The organism is Pantoea sp. ABR1s, from assembly GCF_057812235.1.
Window position 1 is genome coordinate 2352753 of sequence record NZ_CM173823.1, and the last position, 19300, is coordinate 2372052.

Annotated in this window: 16 protein-coding genes; 7 read left to right on the top strand and 9 right to left on the bottom strand. The window is 56.9% G+C overall.

Features of this window, described 5'->3' with window-relative positions:
- Positions 1-93 precede the first annotated feature (93 nt).
- From nadE to cho, 3 genes are all read left to right on the top strand, one after another.
- Entirely contained in the window at positions 94-918 is an 825-nt protein-coding gene (gene nadE / locus ACXKZD_RS11070; RefSeq protein ID WP_050679945.1) for an NAD(+) synthase, read from the top strand.
- Positions 919-978: 60 nt separating this feature from the next.
- The gene (yddG, locus tag ACXKZD_RS11075) at positions 979-1869 is read left to right on the top strand and encodes an aromatic amino acid DMT transporter YddG (protein ID WP_050679944.1); all 891 of its coding nucleotides are present in this window, start codon (positions 979-981) and stop codon (positions 1867-1869) included.
- Between the two features lie 67 nt (positions 1870-1936).
- Positions 1937-2797 carry an excinuclease Cho gene (gene cho / locus ACXKZD_RS11080; protein ID WP_010245728.1) on the top strand — a complete coding sequence of 287 codons (861 nt, stop codon included), beginning with the start codon at positions 1937-1939 and terminating at the stop codon, positions 2795-2797.
- A gap of 73 nt (positions 2798-2870) precedes the next feature.
- Here cho and spy read toward each other — a convergent pair whose 3' ends face one another.
- The 6 genes from spy to ACXKZD_RS11110 form a co-directional block, all read right to left on the bottom strand.
- On the bottom strand, positions 2871-3365 hold the full coding sequence (gene spy, locus ACXKZD_RS11085; protein WP_050679943.1) for an ATP-independent periplasmic protein-refolding chaperone Spy: 495 nt from the start codon (positions 3363-3365) through the stop codon (positions 2871-2873).
- A 308-nt stretch (positions 3366-3673) separates the two neighbouring features.
- A complete protein-coding gene (gene astE, locus ACXKZD_RS11090; protein WP_010670016.1) occupies positions 3674-4669 on the bottom strand; it encodes a succinylglutamate desuccinylase in 996 nt (331 codons plus the stop codon).
- 50 nt (positions 4670-4719) lie between these two features.
- Entirely contained in the window at positions 4720-6048 is a 1329-nt protein-coding gene (gene astB, locus ACXKZD_RS11095; RefSeq protein ID WP_033779309.1) for an N-succinylarginine dihydrolase, read from the bottom strand.
- Positions 6045-7514, bottom strand: coding sequence for a succinylglutamate-semialdehyde dehydrogenase (astD, locus tag ACXKZD_RS11100; protein ID WP_476097979.1), 1470 nt, complete (start codon positions 7512-7514; stop codon positions 6045-6047). The genes astB and astD overlap by 4 nt, the downstream gene beginning before the upstream one ends.
- Positions 7511-8542: an arginine N-succinyltransferase gene (astA, locus tag ACXKZD_RS11105; RefSeq protein ID WP_033771605.1), complete on the bottom strand. Its 1032-nt coding sequence runs from the start codon at positions 8540-8542 to the stop codon at positions 7511-7513. The genes astD and astA overlap by 4 nt, the downstream gene beginning before the upstream one ends.
- Entirely contained in the window at positions 8539-9759 is a 1221-nt protein-coding gene (locus ACXKZD_RS11110) for an aspartate aminotransferase family protein (protein WP_010245746.1), read from the bottom strand. Before ACXKZD_RS11110 ends, astA begins: the two co-directional genes overlap by 4 nt.
- 929 nt (positions 9760-10688) lie before the next feature.
- Here ACXKZD_RS11110 and ACXKZD_RS11115 point away from each other — a divergent pair.
- Positions 10689-11762: a porin gene (locus ACXKZD_RS11115; protein WP_488981603.1), complete on the top strand. Its 1074-nt coding sequence runs from the start codon at positions 10689-10691 to the stop codon at positions 11760-11762.
- 76 nt (positions 11763-11838) lie between these two features.
- On the opposite strand, the gene ACXKZD_RS11120 is transcribed toward ACXKZD_RS11115, so the two are convergent.
- Entirely contained in the window at positions 11839-13395 is a 1557-nt protein-coding gene (locus tag ACXKZD_RS11120) for a putative bifunctional diguanylate cyclase/phosphodiesterase (RefSeq protein ID WP_187491384.1), read from the bottom strand.
- Positions 13396-13947: 552 nt separating this feature from the next.
- Between ACXKZD_RS11120 and ACXKZD_RS11125 the strand changes: the two genes are divergently transcribed.
- The 3 genes from ACXKZD_RS11125 (at position 13948) to ACXKZD_RS11135 (ending at position 16611) form a co-directional block, all read left to right on the top strand.
- Positions 13948-15492: a methyl-accepting chemotaxis protein gene (locus ACXKZD_RS11125; RefSeq protein ID WP_033771601.1), complete on the top strand. Its 1545-nt coding sequence runs from the start codon at positions 13948-13950 to the stop codon at positions 15490-15492.
- 321 nt (positions 15493-15813) lie between these two features.
- Positions 15814-16308: a MarR family winged helix-turn-helix transcriptional regulator gene (locus ACXKZD_RS11130; protein WP_033757448.1), complete on the top strand. Its 495-nt coding sequence runs from the start codon at positions 15814-15816 to the stop codon at positions 16306-16308.
- Between the two features lie 102 nt (positions 16309-16410).
- A complete protein-coding gene (locus tag ACXKZD_RS11135; RefSeq protein WP_194709459.1) occupies positions 16411-16611 on the top strand; it encodes a hypothetical protein in 201 nt (66 codons plus the stop codon).
- 277 nt (positions 16612-16888) lie between these two features.
- On the opposite strand, the gene ACXKZD_RS11140 is transcribed toward ACXKZD_RS11135, so the two are convergent.
- Together ACXKZD_RS11140 and ACXKZD_RS11145 are read right to left on the bottom strand one after the other, a co-directional pair.
- Positions 16889-18322 carry a YchO/YchP family invasin gene (locus ACXKZD_RS11140; RefSeq protein ID WP_171820329.1) on the bottom strand — a complete coding sequence of 478 codons (1434 nt, stop codon included), beginning with the start codon at positions 18320-18322 and terminating at the stop codon, positions 16889-16891.
- Between the two features lie 173 nt (positions 18323-18495).
- The gene (locus tag ACXKZD_RS11145) at positions 18496-19293 is read right to left on the bottom strand and encodes an SDR family oxidoreductase (protein WP_010245769.1); all 798 of its coding nucleotides are present in this window, start codon (positions 19291-19293) and stop codon (positions 18496-18498) included.
- Between the last annotated feature and the right edge of the window lie 7 nt (positions 19294-19300).

Here is a 19300-nt window from a genome sequence, read left to right on the forward strand (position 1 = left end):
TTACCGCTTTGGCTTGTTGTTTTCGCAAAGGCACGTTAGCTTTAATAAAACGTTCGCATCGAGCCGACAGGCCACTGACCTGAGGAGAAGTTCATGTCACTGCAGCAGGAAATTATTGAAGCCCTGGGTGTGAAGCCCACTATCGACGCCGACCAGGAAGTGCGCGTCAGCATCGATTTTCTTAAAGCCTACCTGAAACGTCACAGCGGACTGAAAACGCTGGTGCTGGGGATCAGCGGCGGTCAGGATTCAACCCTGGCGGGCGCGCTGGCGCAGCGGGCGATCACCGAACTGCGTCAGGAGAGCGGTGATAACAACTACACCTTTATTGCCGTGCGTCTGCCCTATGGTGTGCAGGCGGATGAGCAGGATTGTCAGGACGCGCTGGCCTTTATCAAACCCGACCGTTCGCTGGTGGTAAACATCAAAGAGTCGGTGCTGGCCAGTGAGCGCGCGCTGAAAGAGGCGGGTATTACGCTTTCCGATTTTGTCCGCGGCAATGAAAAAGCCCGTGAGCGGATGAAAGCGCAATACAGCATCGCCGGCATGACCAAAGGCGTAGTGGTCGGCACCGATCACGCGGCTGAAGCCGTCACCGGTTTCTTCACCAAGTATGGCGATGGCGGCACGGACATCAATCCCCTGTTCCGCCTGAACAAGCGTCAGGGCAAGCAGTTGCTGAAACACCTTGGCTGCCCGGAGCATCTCTATCTGAAAAAACCGACTGCCGATCTGGAAGATGATCGTCCAGGCCTGCAGGATGAAGTGGCGCTGGGCGTCACCTATGAGATGATTGATGACTACCTGGAAGGCAAAAGCATCAATCCTGACAGCGCCCGTATCATCGAAGGCTGGTATCAGAAAACCGAGCACAAACGTCGTCCGCCGATCACGGTATTCGACGACTTCTGGAAGTAATCCTGCCCCTCCCTTGCCGCGGCAAGGGAGGCTTCTCTCACTGACTTTGTTGATCGCTGCATGCCTGCCACCGTTTCGCGCGCGACCCTCATCGGGCTTGTCGCCATTCTGCTCTGGAGTACGACCGTTGGCCTGCTGCGCAGCGTCAGTGAAGCCTTTGGCGCCACCGGTGGTGCGGCGCTGATCTACACCACCACGGCGTGTCTGCTCTGCCTGACCCGGGGCCTGCCCAGACCTGGCGCAATGCCAGCCATCTACCTGTGGTTGGGCGGCGTACTCTTTGTCGGCTATGAAATCTGTCTGGCGCTGGCCATCGGGCTGGCCAGCGATCGCAGCCAGTCGCTGGAGCTGGGGATGATTAACTATCTCTGGCCCTGTCTGACCATCGTGCTGGCGATCCCATTTAATCAGCAGCGTTTCCGTGTCTGGCTGTGGCCAGGACTGCTGCTGTCGCTGCTGGGGATCGTCTGGGTAATGAAAGGCAGCGGCAGCGGATCGCCGGCGCTGTTGTGGCAGAATATGCTGCGCAACCCGGTCGCCTATGCACTGGCCTTTATCGCCGCCCTGACCTGGGCGCTCTACAATAATCTCACCCGCCGCTTTGCCCGTGGTTCCAATGGCGTCACGCTGTTTTTTATCCTGACTGCACTGGCGCTGTGGCTGAAATATGCCTTCAGCGATCACACTGTGCCGATGGCCTTTACGCTGGTGCCGCTGCTGGAGGTGCTGTTTGTCGGGCTCTCCACCGCCATCGCCTATTCCGCCTGGAATCACGGGATTCAGCAGGGCAATCTGACGCTGCTGGCCACCGCCTCCTACTTTACGCCGGTGCTGTCGGCCCTGCTGGGTTCGCTGTGGCTGGGCCTGACGCCGCCGCTGGCCTTCTGGCAGGGCGTGGTGATGATCACGCTCGGCTCGCTGATCTGCTGGCGGGCAACACGGTCTCTGTAACCAGACGGCTGGCGATCATTTCACCTGCCTGTTATGCTGTATGGACAACCAGTAAATGGAGTCCATCTTGGTCAGACGTTCTGCCATACTTCGCCCCGAACCCGATGCGAATGCAATTTATCAATATCCCGAACACCTGCGTGAATGGCTGGAAGGCCTGCCAAATCATCCTGGCGTCTATACCTTTCATGGCGAAAGTGAGTCGCTGCCGCTCTATATCGGTAAAAGTGTGAATCTGCGTTCGCGGGTGATGTCCCATTTCCGCACCCCGGATGAGGCGAAAATGCTGCGCCAGTCGCGGCGTGTAAGCTGGATCCCTACCGCGGGCGACCTCGGCGCGCTGCTGCTGGAAGCGCAGATGATCAAAACCCAGCAGCCGCTGTTCAATAAGCGACTGCGCAAAAACCGGCAGCTCTGTTCATTGCAGATTACCGACGGCAAACCGAATGTGGTCTATGCAAAAGACCTCGATTTCAGCCAGTCCCCCAACCTGTTTGGGCTCTATCGCAGTCGCTTCGCCGCGCTGGAACGGCTCAAGCAGCTCGCGGATGAGTATCAGCTCTGTCATGGCCTGCTGGGTCTGGAAGCGCTGAGTGCGGGGCGAGGCTGCTTCCGCTCGGCACTGCGCCGTTGCGCCGGGGCCTGCTGTGGTAAAGAGCCGGTCAGCGATCATCAGGATCGACTGCTGGAGGCGCTGGAAAACGTGCGGGTGTTCTGCTGGCCATGGCAGGGTGCCGTGGGGCTGGTGGAGGAAGGCAAAGAGATGACGCAGATCCACGTTATCGACCACTGGTTCTATCTCGGTTCGGTCAGCAGCATGGATGAGGCCAGAAAACTGCAGCGGCCCAAAGGCGGTTTTGATCACGACGGCTACAAAATCCTCTGCCGCCCGATTCTGTCAGGTGCCTACCCTATTCTGCCGCTATAAAAAAACCGCCGACGCTGCCCACTCACCTTCAGTGGACAGCGCCGGCGGTCTCAGACCGTTCGCTTAACGAGTGTTATTCAGCCGGTTCTGCTGGCGGTGCCATTTTGCCCTCGTGCGGGCCTTTCTCAGTCAGACGCTTTTCAAAGTTAGCGTTGTACTGTTTTTTCTGCTCCGGCGTCAGCACGTTATAGAGCTTGTTCTGGGTTTCCAGCATCTTCAGCGCATGCTCTTTGGCATTGGCGGACATCTTCTCTGCCTGTGCTTCTGCTTTGCTCTGGTCGAAGCTGTCAGAGGCAATAATGCTGTGGGCCGCACGACGCTCGTCCAGTGACGGGCGTTTCATATCTTTGTGGCTCTCTTTCATGATGTCGCGCATCTGAGTTTTCTGCGCGTCGGTCAGGTTCAGACCTTTAAACATCATCTCCATGCCGTGGCGCATTGGCGGCTTGTGCATCGCTTTTTCGCTGCCTGCTGGCGGTGGAGTCATGTTGTCAGCGGCTGCATGGACGGCGCTGGCTGCACCAAACGCCAGCGAGGAAGCCAGTAAAAGGGAAGTCAGTTTGCGCATAATAGTGTCCTTATAATTCATGATAATGACGACAGCACTCTGTCGCGTCTTCGGAAACAAGCATACGACGCTGAACGTCAACTACTCAGAGCCTGAGTAAAGCCGTGAAAGCATAAAAGATAAAAATCGGGCAATCATGAAGAGAATAAGAAGAAAGGCGTGAGGAATTGAAAATGTTTATGAATTTAAAGCGAATTTGGCAGAAATCATGGAGGAGTGTAAGGGTTACGACAGGAAAGCGGAAGCCGATCTTCCACTTTTCCTGTCGGTTTTTTAGCGCCGAGGGTCTGCGCTGTTAACAACCGCTATCAGACCGGCAGCGCCTGAGTCTGTTCGCTCTCTTCAATCAGCATCAGTCCGGCACGCAGCCCGGCGGCCACGTTAGGGTTAGGGAACAGCACATACTCCCGCGCCTGCTGCACGTAATAGCGGGTGCTACCATCTTCCGCCAGCAACGTCCCCTGTGGAAACGCGGTAAAGTTCAGCGTTTCCGGCGACATATGCAGCGTAAAGTGCTCACTCAGTCGGGTGATCTGCTGCGCGACCCGATAGTGACGCGGTCTGACCGCCGCCGCAGGCAGCGCTTCGCCATAGAGTAAAGACGCCAGCGCCTGCTGTGCCGCACTGAACTGACTGAGATCGTTTTCGCCAAACGGCAGCGCTTTGCCCAGCTCCAGGGTACAGCTGGCCGCACCGAAGTGCTCGCAGCTGAAGTGGGTAAAGGTGCCGCCCGGCGAGCGATGGAACACCAGCGCTTCCAGCCCGGCAGCGGCCAGCCAGTCAAGAAACGCGGGCGGCCAGGGGCGTTCATTGTGCGGCATTACGCCGAACTGAGGATGATAAGAGCCACGAATAGCCGTGTGCATGTCGAGATGCCAGCGCGTTTCATCGCACTCGCCCAGCTGCCAGAAGGTCTCCAGCGTCTGCTCCAGCCGCAGCACGCGGCGGGCCTCATCACCATCATCAATCTGCTGCCAGCGTCCGCCAAACAGCCGGTTAATGTCATAACGCACATAGCGCTTACCGGTGCGTAGCGCTGAGGGATTACCCAGAATCACCAGCATGCGCTGCTGTAACGGCTTTTCGCCCCGCAGCAGCGGATTAACCAGCTGGTTCACCATTTCTACCGGGGCCGTTTCATTGCCGTGGATCCCGGCAGAGAGCACCAGCGCCTGTTTAACCGGCACCGTCGGCTCCATCAACAGTATGCCGTGATACAACCATTGCCAGCGAAGATGCGCCGTTTCACCACTACGCTTACGCGGCACCTCGCCGGAGAGCGTTTGCTGTAAAAAGTCCTGCATCGTTCCTCCTTTTCGCCCTGAGCAGGCGGCAGACTGTGCTGCCCCCTCCTTCACTGCTGAAATGCATATACATTTCCTAAGTCTAGCAGCTTCGTCAGTTCATCCAGCGCGTCGCGTCCCTCACGCAGCAATTGTGGGTCGACCAGATCGGCCTGGGTCAGGCGATCGCGGTAATGACGGTCAACCCAGTTATTCAGCGTGCTGAAGAGCCGATCGTTCATCAGCACCGCCGGATTCACTGCCTGCTGCTCCTGTGGTGTCAGCACCACCCGCAAACGCAGGCAGGCTGGACCACCCCCGTTATACATGCTTTCGCGCAGATCAAACACCTTCAGGGCTTTGAGTGGCGTGTCAGCCTCAACCTGTTCACACAGGTAGCGCCAGACACCCGGATGCTGACGTGACTCCTCCGGCAGCACCAGCATCATGGTGCCGTCGGGACGGCTCAGCAACTGACTGTTAAACAGATAGGTCTCCACCGCATCTTTCACTGACACCCGATTTTCCGGCACTTCCAGTGCCACAAAACCGGGAACGCGCGACCGAAGCTGCGCCAGCAGTTCAGGCTGACTAACAAAGGCGTGCTGGTGACAGAAGAGCATCTGCTGGTTACTTACCGCAATCACATCGTTATGGAACACGCCCTGATCGATCACCGCAGGATTCTGCTGCGCATACAGCACGCTTTCCGGTGAGAGCTGATGCAGACGGGCGACCGCCTCGCTGGCTTCCCGGGTCTGACGTGCCGGATAGCGCTGCGGGGCTTTGCCCTCATGGCTGCTGTCGCGGCCATAGACAAACAGCTGCACGCCGCGCTCACCATAGGCGCCGCCCAGTCGGTTATGGTTCGCCGCCCCTTCATCGCCAAACATCGCCACCTGCGGCAAGGCATCATGCACCGCAAAATGGCGATCGTCGCGGAAGATGGAACGCAGCAGCCAGGCCGTTTCCGGCGCTTCTATCGCACGGTGGAATTTGTTGTTAAGGTTCGCCACCGTCAGGTGAACCCGGCCATCAAGGCTGTCCGCTGACGGCGAGACCGTGGCAGCATTGGCGACCCACATCGCCGAGGCTGAACTGACGGCGGAGAGTAATCCCGGCGCAGTTTTCCCGGCCGCAGCCAGCACCTGCTCATCGCTGCCACCAAAGCCGAGCTGGCGCAGCGCCGCAATATTGGGCCGCTCATGCGGCGGGATCACCCCCTGCACGTAGCCCATATCGGCCAGCGCTTTCATCTTGAGCAACCCCTGCTTTGCCGCCAGACGGGGATTCGACGGCTGCAGCTGATTGCGGGTCGAGGCTTCGTTGCCAAACGACAGCCCGGCATAGTGGTGTGTTAACCCCACCAGCCCATCAAAGTTGGCCTCGGTTGCCTTCATGACGTCGTCTCCTGGGTGGAGAAATCGAGGCCCGGCGACAGCGTGGCGGGCAGCGTCAGGTCAGGCGTCTCCAGCGAGGCCATTGGCCATGCGCAGTAATCCGCCGCATACCAGGCGCTGGCGCGGTGGTTGCCCGAGGCACCAATGCCGCCAAACGGCGCGGTACTGGCTGCGCCGGTCAGCGGTTTGTTCCAGTTAACGATACCGGCACGTGCTTCAAGCAGCAGCTGATCAAACTGCTGACGTGACGGTGAGATCAATCCACATGACAGGCCGTAACGGGTCTGGTTCGCCAGCGCTATCGCCTCTTCAAATGTCTCATAGCGGACTACGCCTAACAGCGGACCAAAGACCTCTTCATCCGGAATGCCCTGCACGCCGGTTAAATCGATAATACCTGGCGTCAGGATGGCACTGTGGCGATCCGGCCAGCGCATTTCCAGCAGCACCTCGCCGCCCGCCTCAACCCGCCGTTGCCACTCACCCATAATCTTCTCTGCTGCGCCGGTGGAGATCACGCTGCCCATAAACGGCTGCGGTTCAGCATTCCAGGCGGCGGGTTGCAGTCGCCCCGCCACCTCCACCAGCCGCCGCAGAAACGCATCCCCTGCATCGCCGCGTCTGACCAGCAGACGCCGCGCGCAGGTGCAGCGCTGACCGGCGGTTATAAAGGCTGACTGCAACGTGATGTTGACAGCCGCATCAGTGTCCACCGGATCTTCAACAATCAGGGCATTGTTACCGCCCATCTCCAGCGCCAGCATCTTTTCAGGCTGACCGGCAAACTGGCGATGCAGCTGATAGCCGGTATGGGCGCTGCCGGTAAACAGCAGGCCATCAATCTGCTGACAGTTGGCCAGCGCCTGACCAGTCTCACGTCCGCCCTGTAACAGTGCCAGCACGCCGGCAGGCAGGCCCGCAGCCAGCCAGAGCTCAACGGTTTTTTCGGCGGTCAGCGGCGTCAGTTCGCTGGGTTTAAATACCACACAGTTGCCCGCCAGCAGCGCCGGAACAATATGGCCGTTTGGCAGATGTCCCGGGAAGTTATAGGGACCAAACACCGCCAGTACCCCATGCGGGCGGTGGCGCAGCGAGCTTTCGCCTTCATGCTGTTCACCAGTGCGGCTATGGTAGGCCTTCACCGAAAAGCCGATTTTGTTGATCATCGCGCCCACTTCGGTCAGCGCTTCCCAGCGCGGCTTGCCGGTTTCACGGGCGATAGTTTCCGCCAGCGCCGTTTTATGCGCCTCAAGCCCGGCGGCAAATTTCTCAACGATTGCCTGCCGTTCCGCCAGCGGGCGTCTGGCCCAGGCTGGAAATGCGTCGCGCGCCGCCTCACAGGCTCCGGTGACCTGAGCGGCTGATACCGCGTGACCCTGCCATAACGTCTCGCCGCTGACCGGATCCGCTTTCGTCAGAATCTCAGCGTCACCGTCCAGCCATTCTCCATTTATCAGATGTGTCATGCTGTTTTCTCCTCTTTGCAGAGCGTCACCACGCGCAGGCTGTCGCCCGGCTGGCAATGAAGCGCCCGCATCTGTTCATCCGTGAGTTGCACGCTGTCGCTGTCAGCCTTTGCCGGAATCAGCGCTACACGGAACTGGCGATAATCGCTATTGGCAACCAGACAGAGCGGGCCATCAGCCGGGTTTTCGCCCCGTTCTGCGCTGCGCAGACGGCTTTTACGCACTGCACGGATATGATCGATGTCGCACTCCAGCGTCGGGCCGCCATCAAAAATGTCGACATAATTGAGGTAGCGGAAGCCCTCTGCTTCCAGTACCGCCCGCGCAGGCGCGGTTTGCGGATGGACCTGTCCAATCACCGCCTGCGCTTCCGGTGTCAGGTAGTCGATGTAGAGCGGATGTTTCGGCATCAGTTCAGCGATAAATGATTTCTGTCCGGTGCCACTAAGGAAGTCCGCTTTGCTGAATTCCATAGAGAAGAAGCGGCTGCCGACGCTCTCCCAGAACGGCGAATGGCCCTGCTCATCGCTGACGCCACGCATCTCGGCCACCACCCGGTTGGTGAAACGTTCACGGAAACTGGCCATAAACAGGAAGCGTGACTTCGACAGCAGATAGCCGTTTTTGCCATCACGGTAATCGGGATCGAGAAACAGCGTGCAGAGCTCACTGCTGCCGGTATGGTCGTTACTCAGCGACAGGGTAGGCAGCGCGGCATAAACATTCAGCTCTTTTGAGGCGTGCACCTGGGTACCGACGCGAAAGTTGTACCAGGGATCCTGCAGCCCCACCGCCACCTCAATGGCGCAGATGCCGACGGCGCGGTTATCTTCGCTATCGGCCAGCACAAAGACATAGCCCTGCTCGGCACGTGGCAGAGAATCCTCCCAGGTCTGCAGCGATCGATCGATACGCGCCTGAAGCGTCGCGCTATCAACCGGCAACGAGGTCAGCCCGCCACCGGTTTTGCCCGCCAGCGCCATCAGCTGGCTTAAGTCATCGCGTTCAACCGGACGGATTACCATCATGATGTTGACCCTCGCACCAGGCTTTCACACACTTCGGCAAAGCGGGCCATGCCCAGCTTCACTTCCTGCTCACTGATATTCAGCGCCGGGGCAAAACGCACCACATTGGCACCCGCAATCAGCACCATGACGCCCATTTCCGCGGCGGCAAGGTTGATCGCTTTGGCTTTACCGGCAAAATCGTCGCTGAGCACCGCGCCAATCAGCAGGCCAAGACCGCGCACTTCTTTGAACAGGTGCAGACGCTGGTTGATCTCATCCAGTGCCGCCACAATCCACTGGTGACGTTCTGTTACACCCGCCATCAGTTCAGGCTGGTTGATCAGTTCCATGACTTTACCTGCCACTGCGCCCGCCAGCGGATTGCCGCCATAGGTGGTGCCGTGGGTGCCAACGCCCATCACCAGCGCCAGATCTTCGCGCGTCAGCATCGCACCAATCGGGAAGCCGCCGCCCAGCGCTTTGGCGCTGGTAAGCACATCCGGCGTGACGCCATAATGCATGTAGGCATAAAGCGAACCGGTACGGCCAACGCCACTCTGCACTTCATCAAAAATCAGCAAAGCCTGATGCTTATCACAGAGTTCTCGCAATCCACGCAGAAACGCCGGATCGGCAGGCAGCACGCCACCTTCACCCTGAATCGGTTCAACAATGACTGCGCAGGTATGGTCATTAATCAGTTCAGCCGCCGCCGCCAGATCGTTAAACGGGGCATGCTGGATCTCTGGCGGCAGCGGCGCAAAATCTTTTGAGTAAGCGGGCTGACCACCGGCTGTTACCGTAAACAGGGTGCGGCCATGAAATGCATTCTTAAACGCCACGATGCCACTTTTATGCGGACCCACACGATCATGCGCCACCTTGCGCGCCAGTTTCAGCGCCGCTTCGTTCGCCTCCGCCCCGGAGTTACAGAAGAACACCCGGTCAGCGAAGGTGGCATCGATCAACTGCTTCGCCAGCCGCAGGATCGGTTCGTTGGTGTAGCCATTACCGGTATGCCATAAACGTGCGGCCTGTTCCTGCAGCGCCTGTTGTAATGCCGGATGCGCATGCCCTAACGCATTGACGGCGATGCCACCGGCGAAGTCGATATAATCTTTGCCGTTTTGATCCCAGACGGTGGAGCCTTCCGCGCGAACCGGTATAAAAGTCGCAGGCGCATAAACCGGCATCATCCATTGATCGAAATCGTGACGTGAAACGTGCAGTGCCATAACCCACTCTCCTGCTTTACTTTACCGGCCGGGTAAAGCTTATGTTTTAAAATTGTTAAAAGATGTTGTAGTGCAGCCCTACTGTAGAGTGCAGTTAACGTGCCAGCCAGAGAATTAATGCATAAAATGGTCTTCACGACGTAATATCAATGAGTTAGATGCTGACAATATTCACTTAATTTGCATATATAGTGAATAGTTGTCTGATTGCAGCGCCAGAACCGGGTTTTAAACAGCAGAATTATGCATTCACGGGATGAAATATCGCTTTTGTGATCGCTGATAAATTATCTCTCCAGAAAAGCCCCTCCACTGCCCTGTTTTAGCGCAGTTTGCCTCGCGATGGTGCAGCGATTACGCGGGGAACTCGCCCGGAAATGTCAGAACACCCTGGCTTTATTTAACAAATGTTTTTCATTTCCCCCTGCAGACACATTAATCTACGTATCTTTTTAAGGCTATTTTATAAACAGGCTGATCAATATTTAATCAGCGACTCTGACTATTATTCCGGAGGTGATCATCGGGCCAGAAAGAATATTCCAGAAAGATGAACAAATATTAATACGCAGACTAATGGTTAGGATAAAAGCCTTATAAGGCTATTCTTAGCAGATAATCAGCCATAATTAAACCAGGGGTTATATTGATTTAAAAATGTACAAAAAAAGCCCATTTAAGATCACTACATACAAACATAATGCATTGATAAATAGAGATATAAAATCAGATAACTCATAATTACTTATTAGAAGAAAATCTTATTACTTTACAATTTAATCTTCTGTTCCTCGCTGTTATCCATCAGCTGAATATAGACATCACATTTTGTTACTTTTATTGCACTTTGTAGTTTTATCTTTTTGTGTCATTTTCTTTTCACCCCACATCAGGGGAATAATAATTAATGAATACAGGGTAATGATTAAATGATGAAGCGCACTTTACTGGCGGCTGTCATGCCGTTACTGATCGGTCTCTCCTCCGCGCAGGCCGCAGAAGTTTATAACAAGGATGGCAATAAGCTGGATCTGGTCGGCAAGATTAACGTGTCACACCTCTTTTCTGACAATAACAACAACGATGGTGATACCTCCTCTTATGCCCGCTTTGGCTTCAAAGGCGAGACAAAGATTACTGACCAGCTTACCGGCTACGGTTTCTGGCAGTATCAGTACAGTCTGCATAACTCCGAGGGCAGTGACGCCCAGGCCACCAACCGGACCCGTCTGGGCTATGCTGGCCTGAAGTTTGGCGAGGCAGGTTCGCTGGATTACGGACGTAACTACGGCCTGGTCTATGACGTGCTGAGTTATACCGATATGCTGCCGTTCTTCGGCGGCGACTCCGGTTATACCGACGCCTTTCTCTCTGGCCGCTCAACCGGTGTACTGACCTGGCGTAACAGCAATTTCTTTGGTCTGGTCGACGGCTTAAACCTTGCCGCGCAGTATCAGGGCAAAAACGATCGCAGCAGTAACATTGATGGCGTGCGTCGTTCCAACGGCGACGGCTTCGCCCTCTCCGCTTCCTATGACTTCGATTTCGGCCTGAGTTTTGCCGGCGCGTTTGCCAGCCTGGATCGCACAACGGCGCAGAATGCTGCCGCACGCGGAGAAGGCGAAAAAGCCCAGCACTGGGCGACCTCGGTGAAATATGATGCGAACCAGGTCTATCTGGCTGCCATGTACGGTGAAACGCTGAACGCCACGCCAATTACTGGCGGTTTCGCTAACAAAGCGCAGAACTTTGAAGCCGTGGCGCAGTATCAGTTCCTGAACGGCTTCCGTCCGTCCGTGGGTTATGTCTCATCCAAAGGCAAGGAAATTGAGAATATCGGCGATGCCGACATCATTAAATACACCGCAGTGGGTGCCACTTACTACTTCAACAAGAACATGTCGGTCTATGGTGAATACCGCATCAACCTGTTGAAAGATAACAATCCGCTTCGCCTGGCGACCGACGACATCACAGCCCTGGGTCTGATTTACCAGTTCTGATGTGACAGCGGGCCCGGCTCTGACCGCCGGGCCCGTTTATTGTTTTAATCCCGGCCACAGAGAGTGTTACGCGCTTTCAGCCCAGCGACCTGACTAAGCTAACGGCCATCGCCTCTTCCTGCATCAATTCCTCCACGTTAGCGGACGCCAGCAACGTGGTGGCCTGCCCGGCAGGAACCGGACGGCTGAAGAGATATCCCTGACCATAATCACAGCCGCGCTTTCTCAGCCACCTCAGCGTGGCGACATCCTCAATGCCCTCTGCAGTAATGATCACATTAAGCCCCTGACAGAGTGCCAGCAGCGTTTCCACCACTTTTCGCTGCTCAGATCCGGTCACGATTCCGGCGATAAACGTCTGGTCAATTTTGATTTTGGTAATACCCAGTCCCAGCAAAACCGACAGGTTGGAGTAACCGGTGCCAAAATCATCCAGCACCACTCCGATACCGGCCTCTTTAAGCAGACGGATCGCCTGGCGGGCATCGTCAGAAATGGCCATGACATTCTGTTCGGTGATTTCAAGTTCCAGCATTACCGGCCCGGCATGCTGCATAATGCTGGACAAACAGCTGGTCAGCGACGGTCTCAGCAATTGCTCCGGGGTAATGTTCAGCGACAGGCAGAGCCCGGCTGGCCATGCCCGGGTTGCACTGACAGCATCCTGCAGCAGCGCCACGGTCATGCTGTCCATCAACCCCAGCCGCTCCACCACTGGCAGAAACTCTGCAGGTGAAACCGTCTGACCGGACGCAGTGATCCAGCGCGCCAGTATCTCAAAGCCGGTAATGTTACCGGTGCGCAGTGAAACCAGCGGCTGCAGAAAGGGAACGATGGCGTGACCGCTAACTGCGGCAACAACCTCCTGCTCCAGCCTTTCCCGCTGGCGAAAGCGCAACTCCATGTCCGGAGAGAATCGTGCCAGACAGGCGCACTTATCCTGCTTCGCCTCGTACAATGCCAGATCCGCCGCCCGCACGACATCGGCCTGACCCGTGCAGGCTGAGCTGGCAATGCCTGCTGAAAGGCTCAGGAAGGTGTGCGGACCGGTCCGGATGGATGCCGCATGCTGGCAGAAGCTTTCGGCGGCGGCCAGTGTCTGCTCTGCCTGTGAAGCCTGGGCAACAATGGCAAATTCATCCCCACCGATGCGAAACACCTGACTCCCGGTACCCGCCGAGGTGGTCAACAGATTGGCCAGCGCGACCAGCGTGGCGTCGCCCTGACGATGACCGTTCAGATCATTGATATTCTTAAAGTCATTGATGTCGAGCAGCGTCAGGGTGTAGGGCGTCCCGTCAGCATCAAGCGCAGCAATATGTGCAGTGAACGATCGGCGGTTCATGACTCCCGTCAGCGCATCAGTTCCGGCCAGCCTGAGGGCATTTTTTTCCGCACGCAGCGTGTTGCGGATCAGACCCGCAATAAGCAGCGCCGGAATAATCATTGCCAGTCCGGCAAACGAGGTGGAGGTCAGGATAAACCGCAGCCGCTTGCTGGTTTCAAAATCGGGATCATAGCTCAGGCCCAGCAGGCTGGAGATCCACGCCTCGAGCCCGAATTCCCACAGCGTGGAGAGTAAAATGATGGTCGCAATATTCAGCATTGCGAGCCAGAAAAGTTTCAGGCGCATGCGTTAGTTCCCGGTGATGGAAAGTGTCAGAGTTTTGTTTTAATTTTCAGTAAAAAACCGGGGCGTACTTCTCATACAATGTCTGCTAAGCTGCCGACAATTATCACCCCTCCGCTATTTTTACTCATCGCATTCGCACGTTCTCACCCGCTTTACGGCAGTGAGACAGACGTTCTGCGAAGCCCGATGCGTGTCGGTTACGTCATCAATGTCGAATAGTGTTCTATCGGCAGCAGCGGCCAGATTAACAGGCCCGTCCGGTTAAATTTATGCATTCCGGTGTTTTTGACGGGTTACGCCGCTGGCGTATCGCGCGGCTGCACAGCGCGAAAAGGCGCACACTCGCCAGGCGATAAAAATCTATTTATCAGGATATTGGCCGGGTTTTCGTTATCAATTCCGTTACGATTTTTGCGGCATAACGAGGTGGGTATACGTGCAACTTTTAATTTCGTGAAATTAAATAGCGAACAATTTAGTTAAACGTAACTCTCCAGAAGTTCTCTCGCCTGCCGATACCGGTTTACCCAATGAACTCTTTCGGAAAGAGAGATGAAAATTTCAACGCGCCTTAGCGCAGGTTTTGGCTTGCTTATTCTGCTGTTTATTATCTGTACCGGCACCGCGATTCACGCGCTGGATAGCGCTCGCGATGGTATGGACGAGGTGGTTAATGTCCGTTTGAAAAAGTACCAGACGGTGCTGGATATGCGCGGTGGCGTGCGGGATATGGCAATCGCGGTGCGTAACCTTGCTCTGCTGACCGATCCCGTTGCCATGAAGCCAGAATGGGAACGTCTGCAAAAACAGCGCGCGCTTTATATCAGCAACCGCGAAGTACTCTCAGGCATGATGCAGACCGACCCCGGACAGGCAGGACGGGAGGCGATGAGCAGAATCGAGTCCACTGAAGAGGCCGCTCTCTCCACGCTGATGACCGCCGGGAAACTGGGGATGGAAAATCGTCAGCAGGAGGTCACCGACTATCTGTTAAAGGTGGCGCGTCCGGCTCAGCAGAGCCTGCTGAAGGCGATAAACGATCTGACCGAGCTTGAGATGCGCAGCAGCCGGGATGCGGTGGTGGATAACGGCATCGCCATCGCCCGCACCACCTGGATACTGATCATCCTGGCGGTGCTCTCCGTGCTGGCTGCCGTCGTCACCTGCGCGTTTATTGTGCGGATACTGATGCGCCAGCTGGGCGGCGAACCGGTGCAGGCTCAGACGCTGGCTGCTGCGATTGCCGCCGGTGATCTCACCTCGCCGGTCACGCTGCGCCGTGGCGACAGCACCAGCCTGCTTGCGTCGCTCAGCGGCATGCAGACCAACCTGCGCGAACTGGTTACGCAGATCAAAGGGGCATCCGCCTCGGTGGCGCTGGCGGCCGATGAGATTTCGCAGGGCAATACCGAGCTTTCATCCCGTACCGAGCAGCAGGCTGCTGCGCTGCAGGAAACGGCCGCCAGCATGGAGCAGCTCACCGCCACGGTAAAAAGCAACGCCGCGGGCGCGCAGCAGACTGCCGGTTCAGCGCGCGAGGCCGCCACCCTGGCCCAGGCGGGCGAAGCAGATGTCCAGCGCCTGTCAGAAACCATGCATGACATTTCGCTGAGTGCCGTTCGGGTACGCGATATTACGTCGGTGATTGAAGGCATCGCTTTCCAGACCAATATTCTGGCGCTCAACGCCGCCGTCGAAGCGGCGCGCGCTGGTGAAGAGGGCCGCGGATTTGCCGTGGTCGCGGGTGAAGTCCGCTCACTGGCCCAGCGCAGCGCCACCGCAGCACGCGACATTAAGCAGCTGATTGAGCAGGCCGTGACGCAGGTCGAGGATGGCGTGACCGTAGCGGCCGGAACGGGTGAGCGCATCCTGAAGATTGTCAGCCGCGTCGGTGAACTGGCCGATGCTATGGACAACCTCTCCCTCTCCTCCGGTGAACAGATGCAGGGCATCTCCCAGGTCAGTATTGCGGTGAGTCAGATGGATGGCGTCACGCAGAATAACGCCGCGCTGGTGGAAGAGTCCTCTTCTGCATCGCAGTCACTGCTGGCCCAGGCGCGCGACCTGCGCGGTATGGTAGAGACCTTCACCGTATAAGCCGTATCGGCGGGCGGCTTCAGCCTGGGTTAAATGCTGAAATTGTCCTGCCGATCTTAGCTGCGTTGCACCCGGCGCACGTTGTGCGCAAGGGTTGCGACCGGTTATGTTGACTTCAATTTAATTTGACTCAATACTGTGCCGACTTTCAATCGGCGGCGCAGCTAAAGGCTTTTTCTCCCGCTGCGATAGCGCTTAAAAGTCTGGTGTCTTACACCAGAAAGAGATGCTGCCGAAATCAACATCTCCCCGAGATACTATTCGCGAGACTTCACGGCTGACCAACAGCCTGGGGTCTGGCTGTCCCACCCCGGACTCAGAATGAGTAAAGATATGAATGACGAACCCGCGGGGATCTCCGATACGCCTCCCGCCAGTGCAGCGCCTGAAACCATCGACCAGTTTCTCTGCTTTGCGCTCTATTCCGCCTCACTTGCCATGACAAAGCTCTATCAGTCGCGGTTAAAACCGCTGGGTCTGACCTATCCGCAATATCTGGTGCTGCTGGTGCTGTGGGAGAAAGATCGCCTGACCGTCTCTGATATTGGTGCACGTGTCCGGCTTGATTCCGGCACGCTCAGCCAGCTTCTGAAGCGGCTTGAAAGCGGGGGCATTATCTGCCGCCAGCGTGACACGGGAAATGATGAGCGCCGGGTACTGATCTCCCTGACAGAACAGGGCCACCAGCTTAAAGTCGCGGCGGCTGGCGTCCCGGCTGATATGATCTCGGTGATGGATACCGCCTGTAGTGAACTTGGTGACCTGACAACCCAGGTGGCAACGCTGCGTGAAAAGCTGCTTAAGGCCCTGCCATGATGCTGGCTTATAAAAAACCTGTGACCAGGCTGATAAAGCTGAATCGCCTGAGTGTTGCCTCTTCAGGTGCTATTCAACAGAACGGTTGCGCTGGAGTTTCAATTGAGTACCGATAAACCGGCAGATATGGCTGACGTCCATGCCGTTGTAGGGCAGGCCGTGTCGAGCCTGCTGAAGTCAGGCAAGACGGCAGGCTTACAGGACATAATTGCATTCCTGCAGCATCAGCAGGCACGGTCGGTAAACGGTCAGCGAGAAGTCTACGCCAGAGCGGTGCGTATTGTGATGAGCATGGTTAACTGATAACCGGGCCGCTGTGCTAAATGGCGGCGCTGCCCGCGCCTTCTTAATATCAATACCCTGCCCGCAGCGCAGCGTCGTTCCTGCTTTCACCCGGCGATTCCCGCGGTTATTTCAGGATCAATAGTGATGTCACTCTGCCGCACCCGCGCCTTCGTCAACCCGACAACTTATCTCTGCCAGTAACCGCTGTCGGGCCTGCAGACGTTAACAACGCCGTCTGCACACCACCACCGCTATTCACTCCCCCCAATCCTTTCTGTGCAGTAAAGCATCCCAACTAAAGTGTGGTGCCACCGGGTGCCATCAAATCATAACGATCGTTCTGCGGGGCCTCGTCCACGGTCATCGGTGGCTGAATTTTCAGGGTGATCCAGTTAGAGGTCACACGCTGCTGCTTGCTATCCTCCAGCGTTACCGACAGGCGATATTCGTTGCTGGCGTCTGGCGACGGATCCCATTGCGGTAAGATCACACTCCAGCCCTGCGGATCGGCGTTATTGGCCGGAGGTGTCAGGCTCAGCGCCTGCGTATCGCCCTGCCAGCTTACCGCCTTGATAGCATTGCTGGCGCGCACCTGCAGCTTCAGCGGCAGACTCTCGCCACTGCTTAACTGCCAGGGCGGGGTTGCCAGAAACACGGACAGCGTTTTGCGCTGACGGAAGGCGAGCACCGGCGTATCGCTGCGGGTGACGGTATCGTAACGGCTGCCGCGCAGAGAGTGCGCCTCCGCGACGTTTCCGGCATCGAGCTGACGTCGCAGCGCCACGCCAAAGCGATAGTTGAGTTTCAGCCCCAGCTGATCCTGACTCTCACCGGCGCTGCTGGTTTTATGGGTAGCGGACAGCGTCACCAGCGGCACGGGAGTGTAAGAGAGGCCAAACGACATGGCGGAGGGATTGTGATAGCGGTTGCCGCTGTTAAACAGATCGACATTCTCACCCAGATATTGCTGATAGCTCACCGAAACGCCCAGCTGACGATAAAAGGGCAGATAGCTCTGGCTGGTAATATCGTAGCCGCGCGCCATGCGCTGCTGCTGCGAATCGCCCAGATTTTTCCAGCCGGAAAGCGGCTGATAGTAGTTGGCCGAGAAGCGCATTGAATCGCTCCACGCTTCCGTGCCCACAGAGGCGCGTTGCAGGCCGCTGCTGAACACGCGGTCAACAAAGCCGTTGTAACCCAGCAGCCAGTCACCGGCATCCCAGCGTTGCCCCAGTCCTGCATTGCCAACCAGGCCATCGCCGGTATCGTGCAGACCAAGCTGGCTGAAGGTGAGCCGGCTGTTTTCGTCGGCCAGTGCGCTGAAGAGATCGCCGCCGGTGCCGGTAAAGTTTCCGTTCATGTCGACTTTCAGATCCAGCTGCGCGGTGCCGTAAGGGGAAAGCAGTGACTGCCCTTCGCTCTCAACCCGATCGGCCACTTCATCGCGCAGATGATTGAACGCCCAGACGCCCGCCTGCTGACCAAACGTGACATTGCTGTCGCTGTTGTTACTCGCTTCACCGATACTTTTGGCCACGGCCGCCAGCTTTTTGCTCCACTCTTCATCCTGATCGCTGGCACCGCCGAGCGTCGGCAGCGACTGACTGTAGCGCGCAGGATTGTCGAATGGCGTCTCTGACACCGCTGTTTCAGTCTGGAAGGCGCGGGCGCTCTGCGTGGCAGTCAGCGACAGCGCAATCAAAGAGAGAACCCCTGTTTTCCGTATCATGTCACCCGGCACATTGATTAGTTCGTAGCTGCAATTAAACAAAAATCATCAGCTATTACCTTAACATATTGTGACGGCGATGCAGGACAGCAGCGGCGAATTGTGCATATAACAGAAAAGTCCGGGTCAGAAAAAGGCCTGCGTTTACAGCAGGCCTGCGATCTCTCACCGCATCAGGAGAAGATCAACCCGCCATCCACATTGATGGTCTGCCCGGTGATGTATCGCGCATCCTCTGATGCCAGAAAGGCCACCAGTCCGGCGACATCTTCCGGCTGACCGGCACGCTTCAGCGGAATGTTTTTCACCCACTCCGCCATCAGCTCCCCTTTACCGTAGGTTTTCTCCTCGCTGCTGAGGATCTCGCCCCAGACGCGATCGTTGTAATCCCACATCTCACTCTCAATGATGCCAGGGCAAAAAGCGTTGACCGTAATGTTCCACGGCGCCAGCTCCAGCGCCAGACTCTGGGTAATGCCTATCACCCCCATTTTGCTGGCGGCGTAGTGCGGCGTGTAAATAAAGCCCTGTCGTCCCTGCCCCGATGAGGTGTTGATCAGGCTGCCACTGCGCTGCTGCACCATATATTTCGCCGCTTCACGGCAGCAAAGCCAGACGCCGGTGGTGTTAACCGCCAGAATCCGCTCAAAGTCGCTTTTCGGCATGGTGTCGAAGCGGTCGATGGTGATCACGCCCGCATTCTGTATCGAGACGTCGATCTGACCAAAGCGTTCAAAGGCCTGCTGATAGAGCTGCTGCACCGCAGCTTCATCCGTGATATCGACCTGCAGCGCCAGAATCTCACTGCCATACTGCTGCTGAAGCTGGTCGGCTGTAGCGAACACCCGGTCAGCATTCGACACCATCACCAGCCTGGCCCCGTCGCGGGCGAAACGCGCCGCGATCCCGGCCCCGATGCCACGACAGGCACCGGTTATCACCACTGTTTTTCCACGTTGTTCGCGGCTCATAATCGCT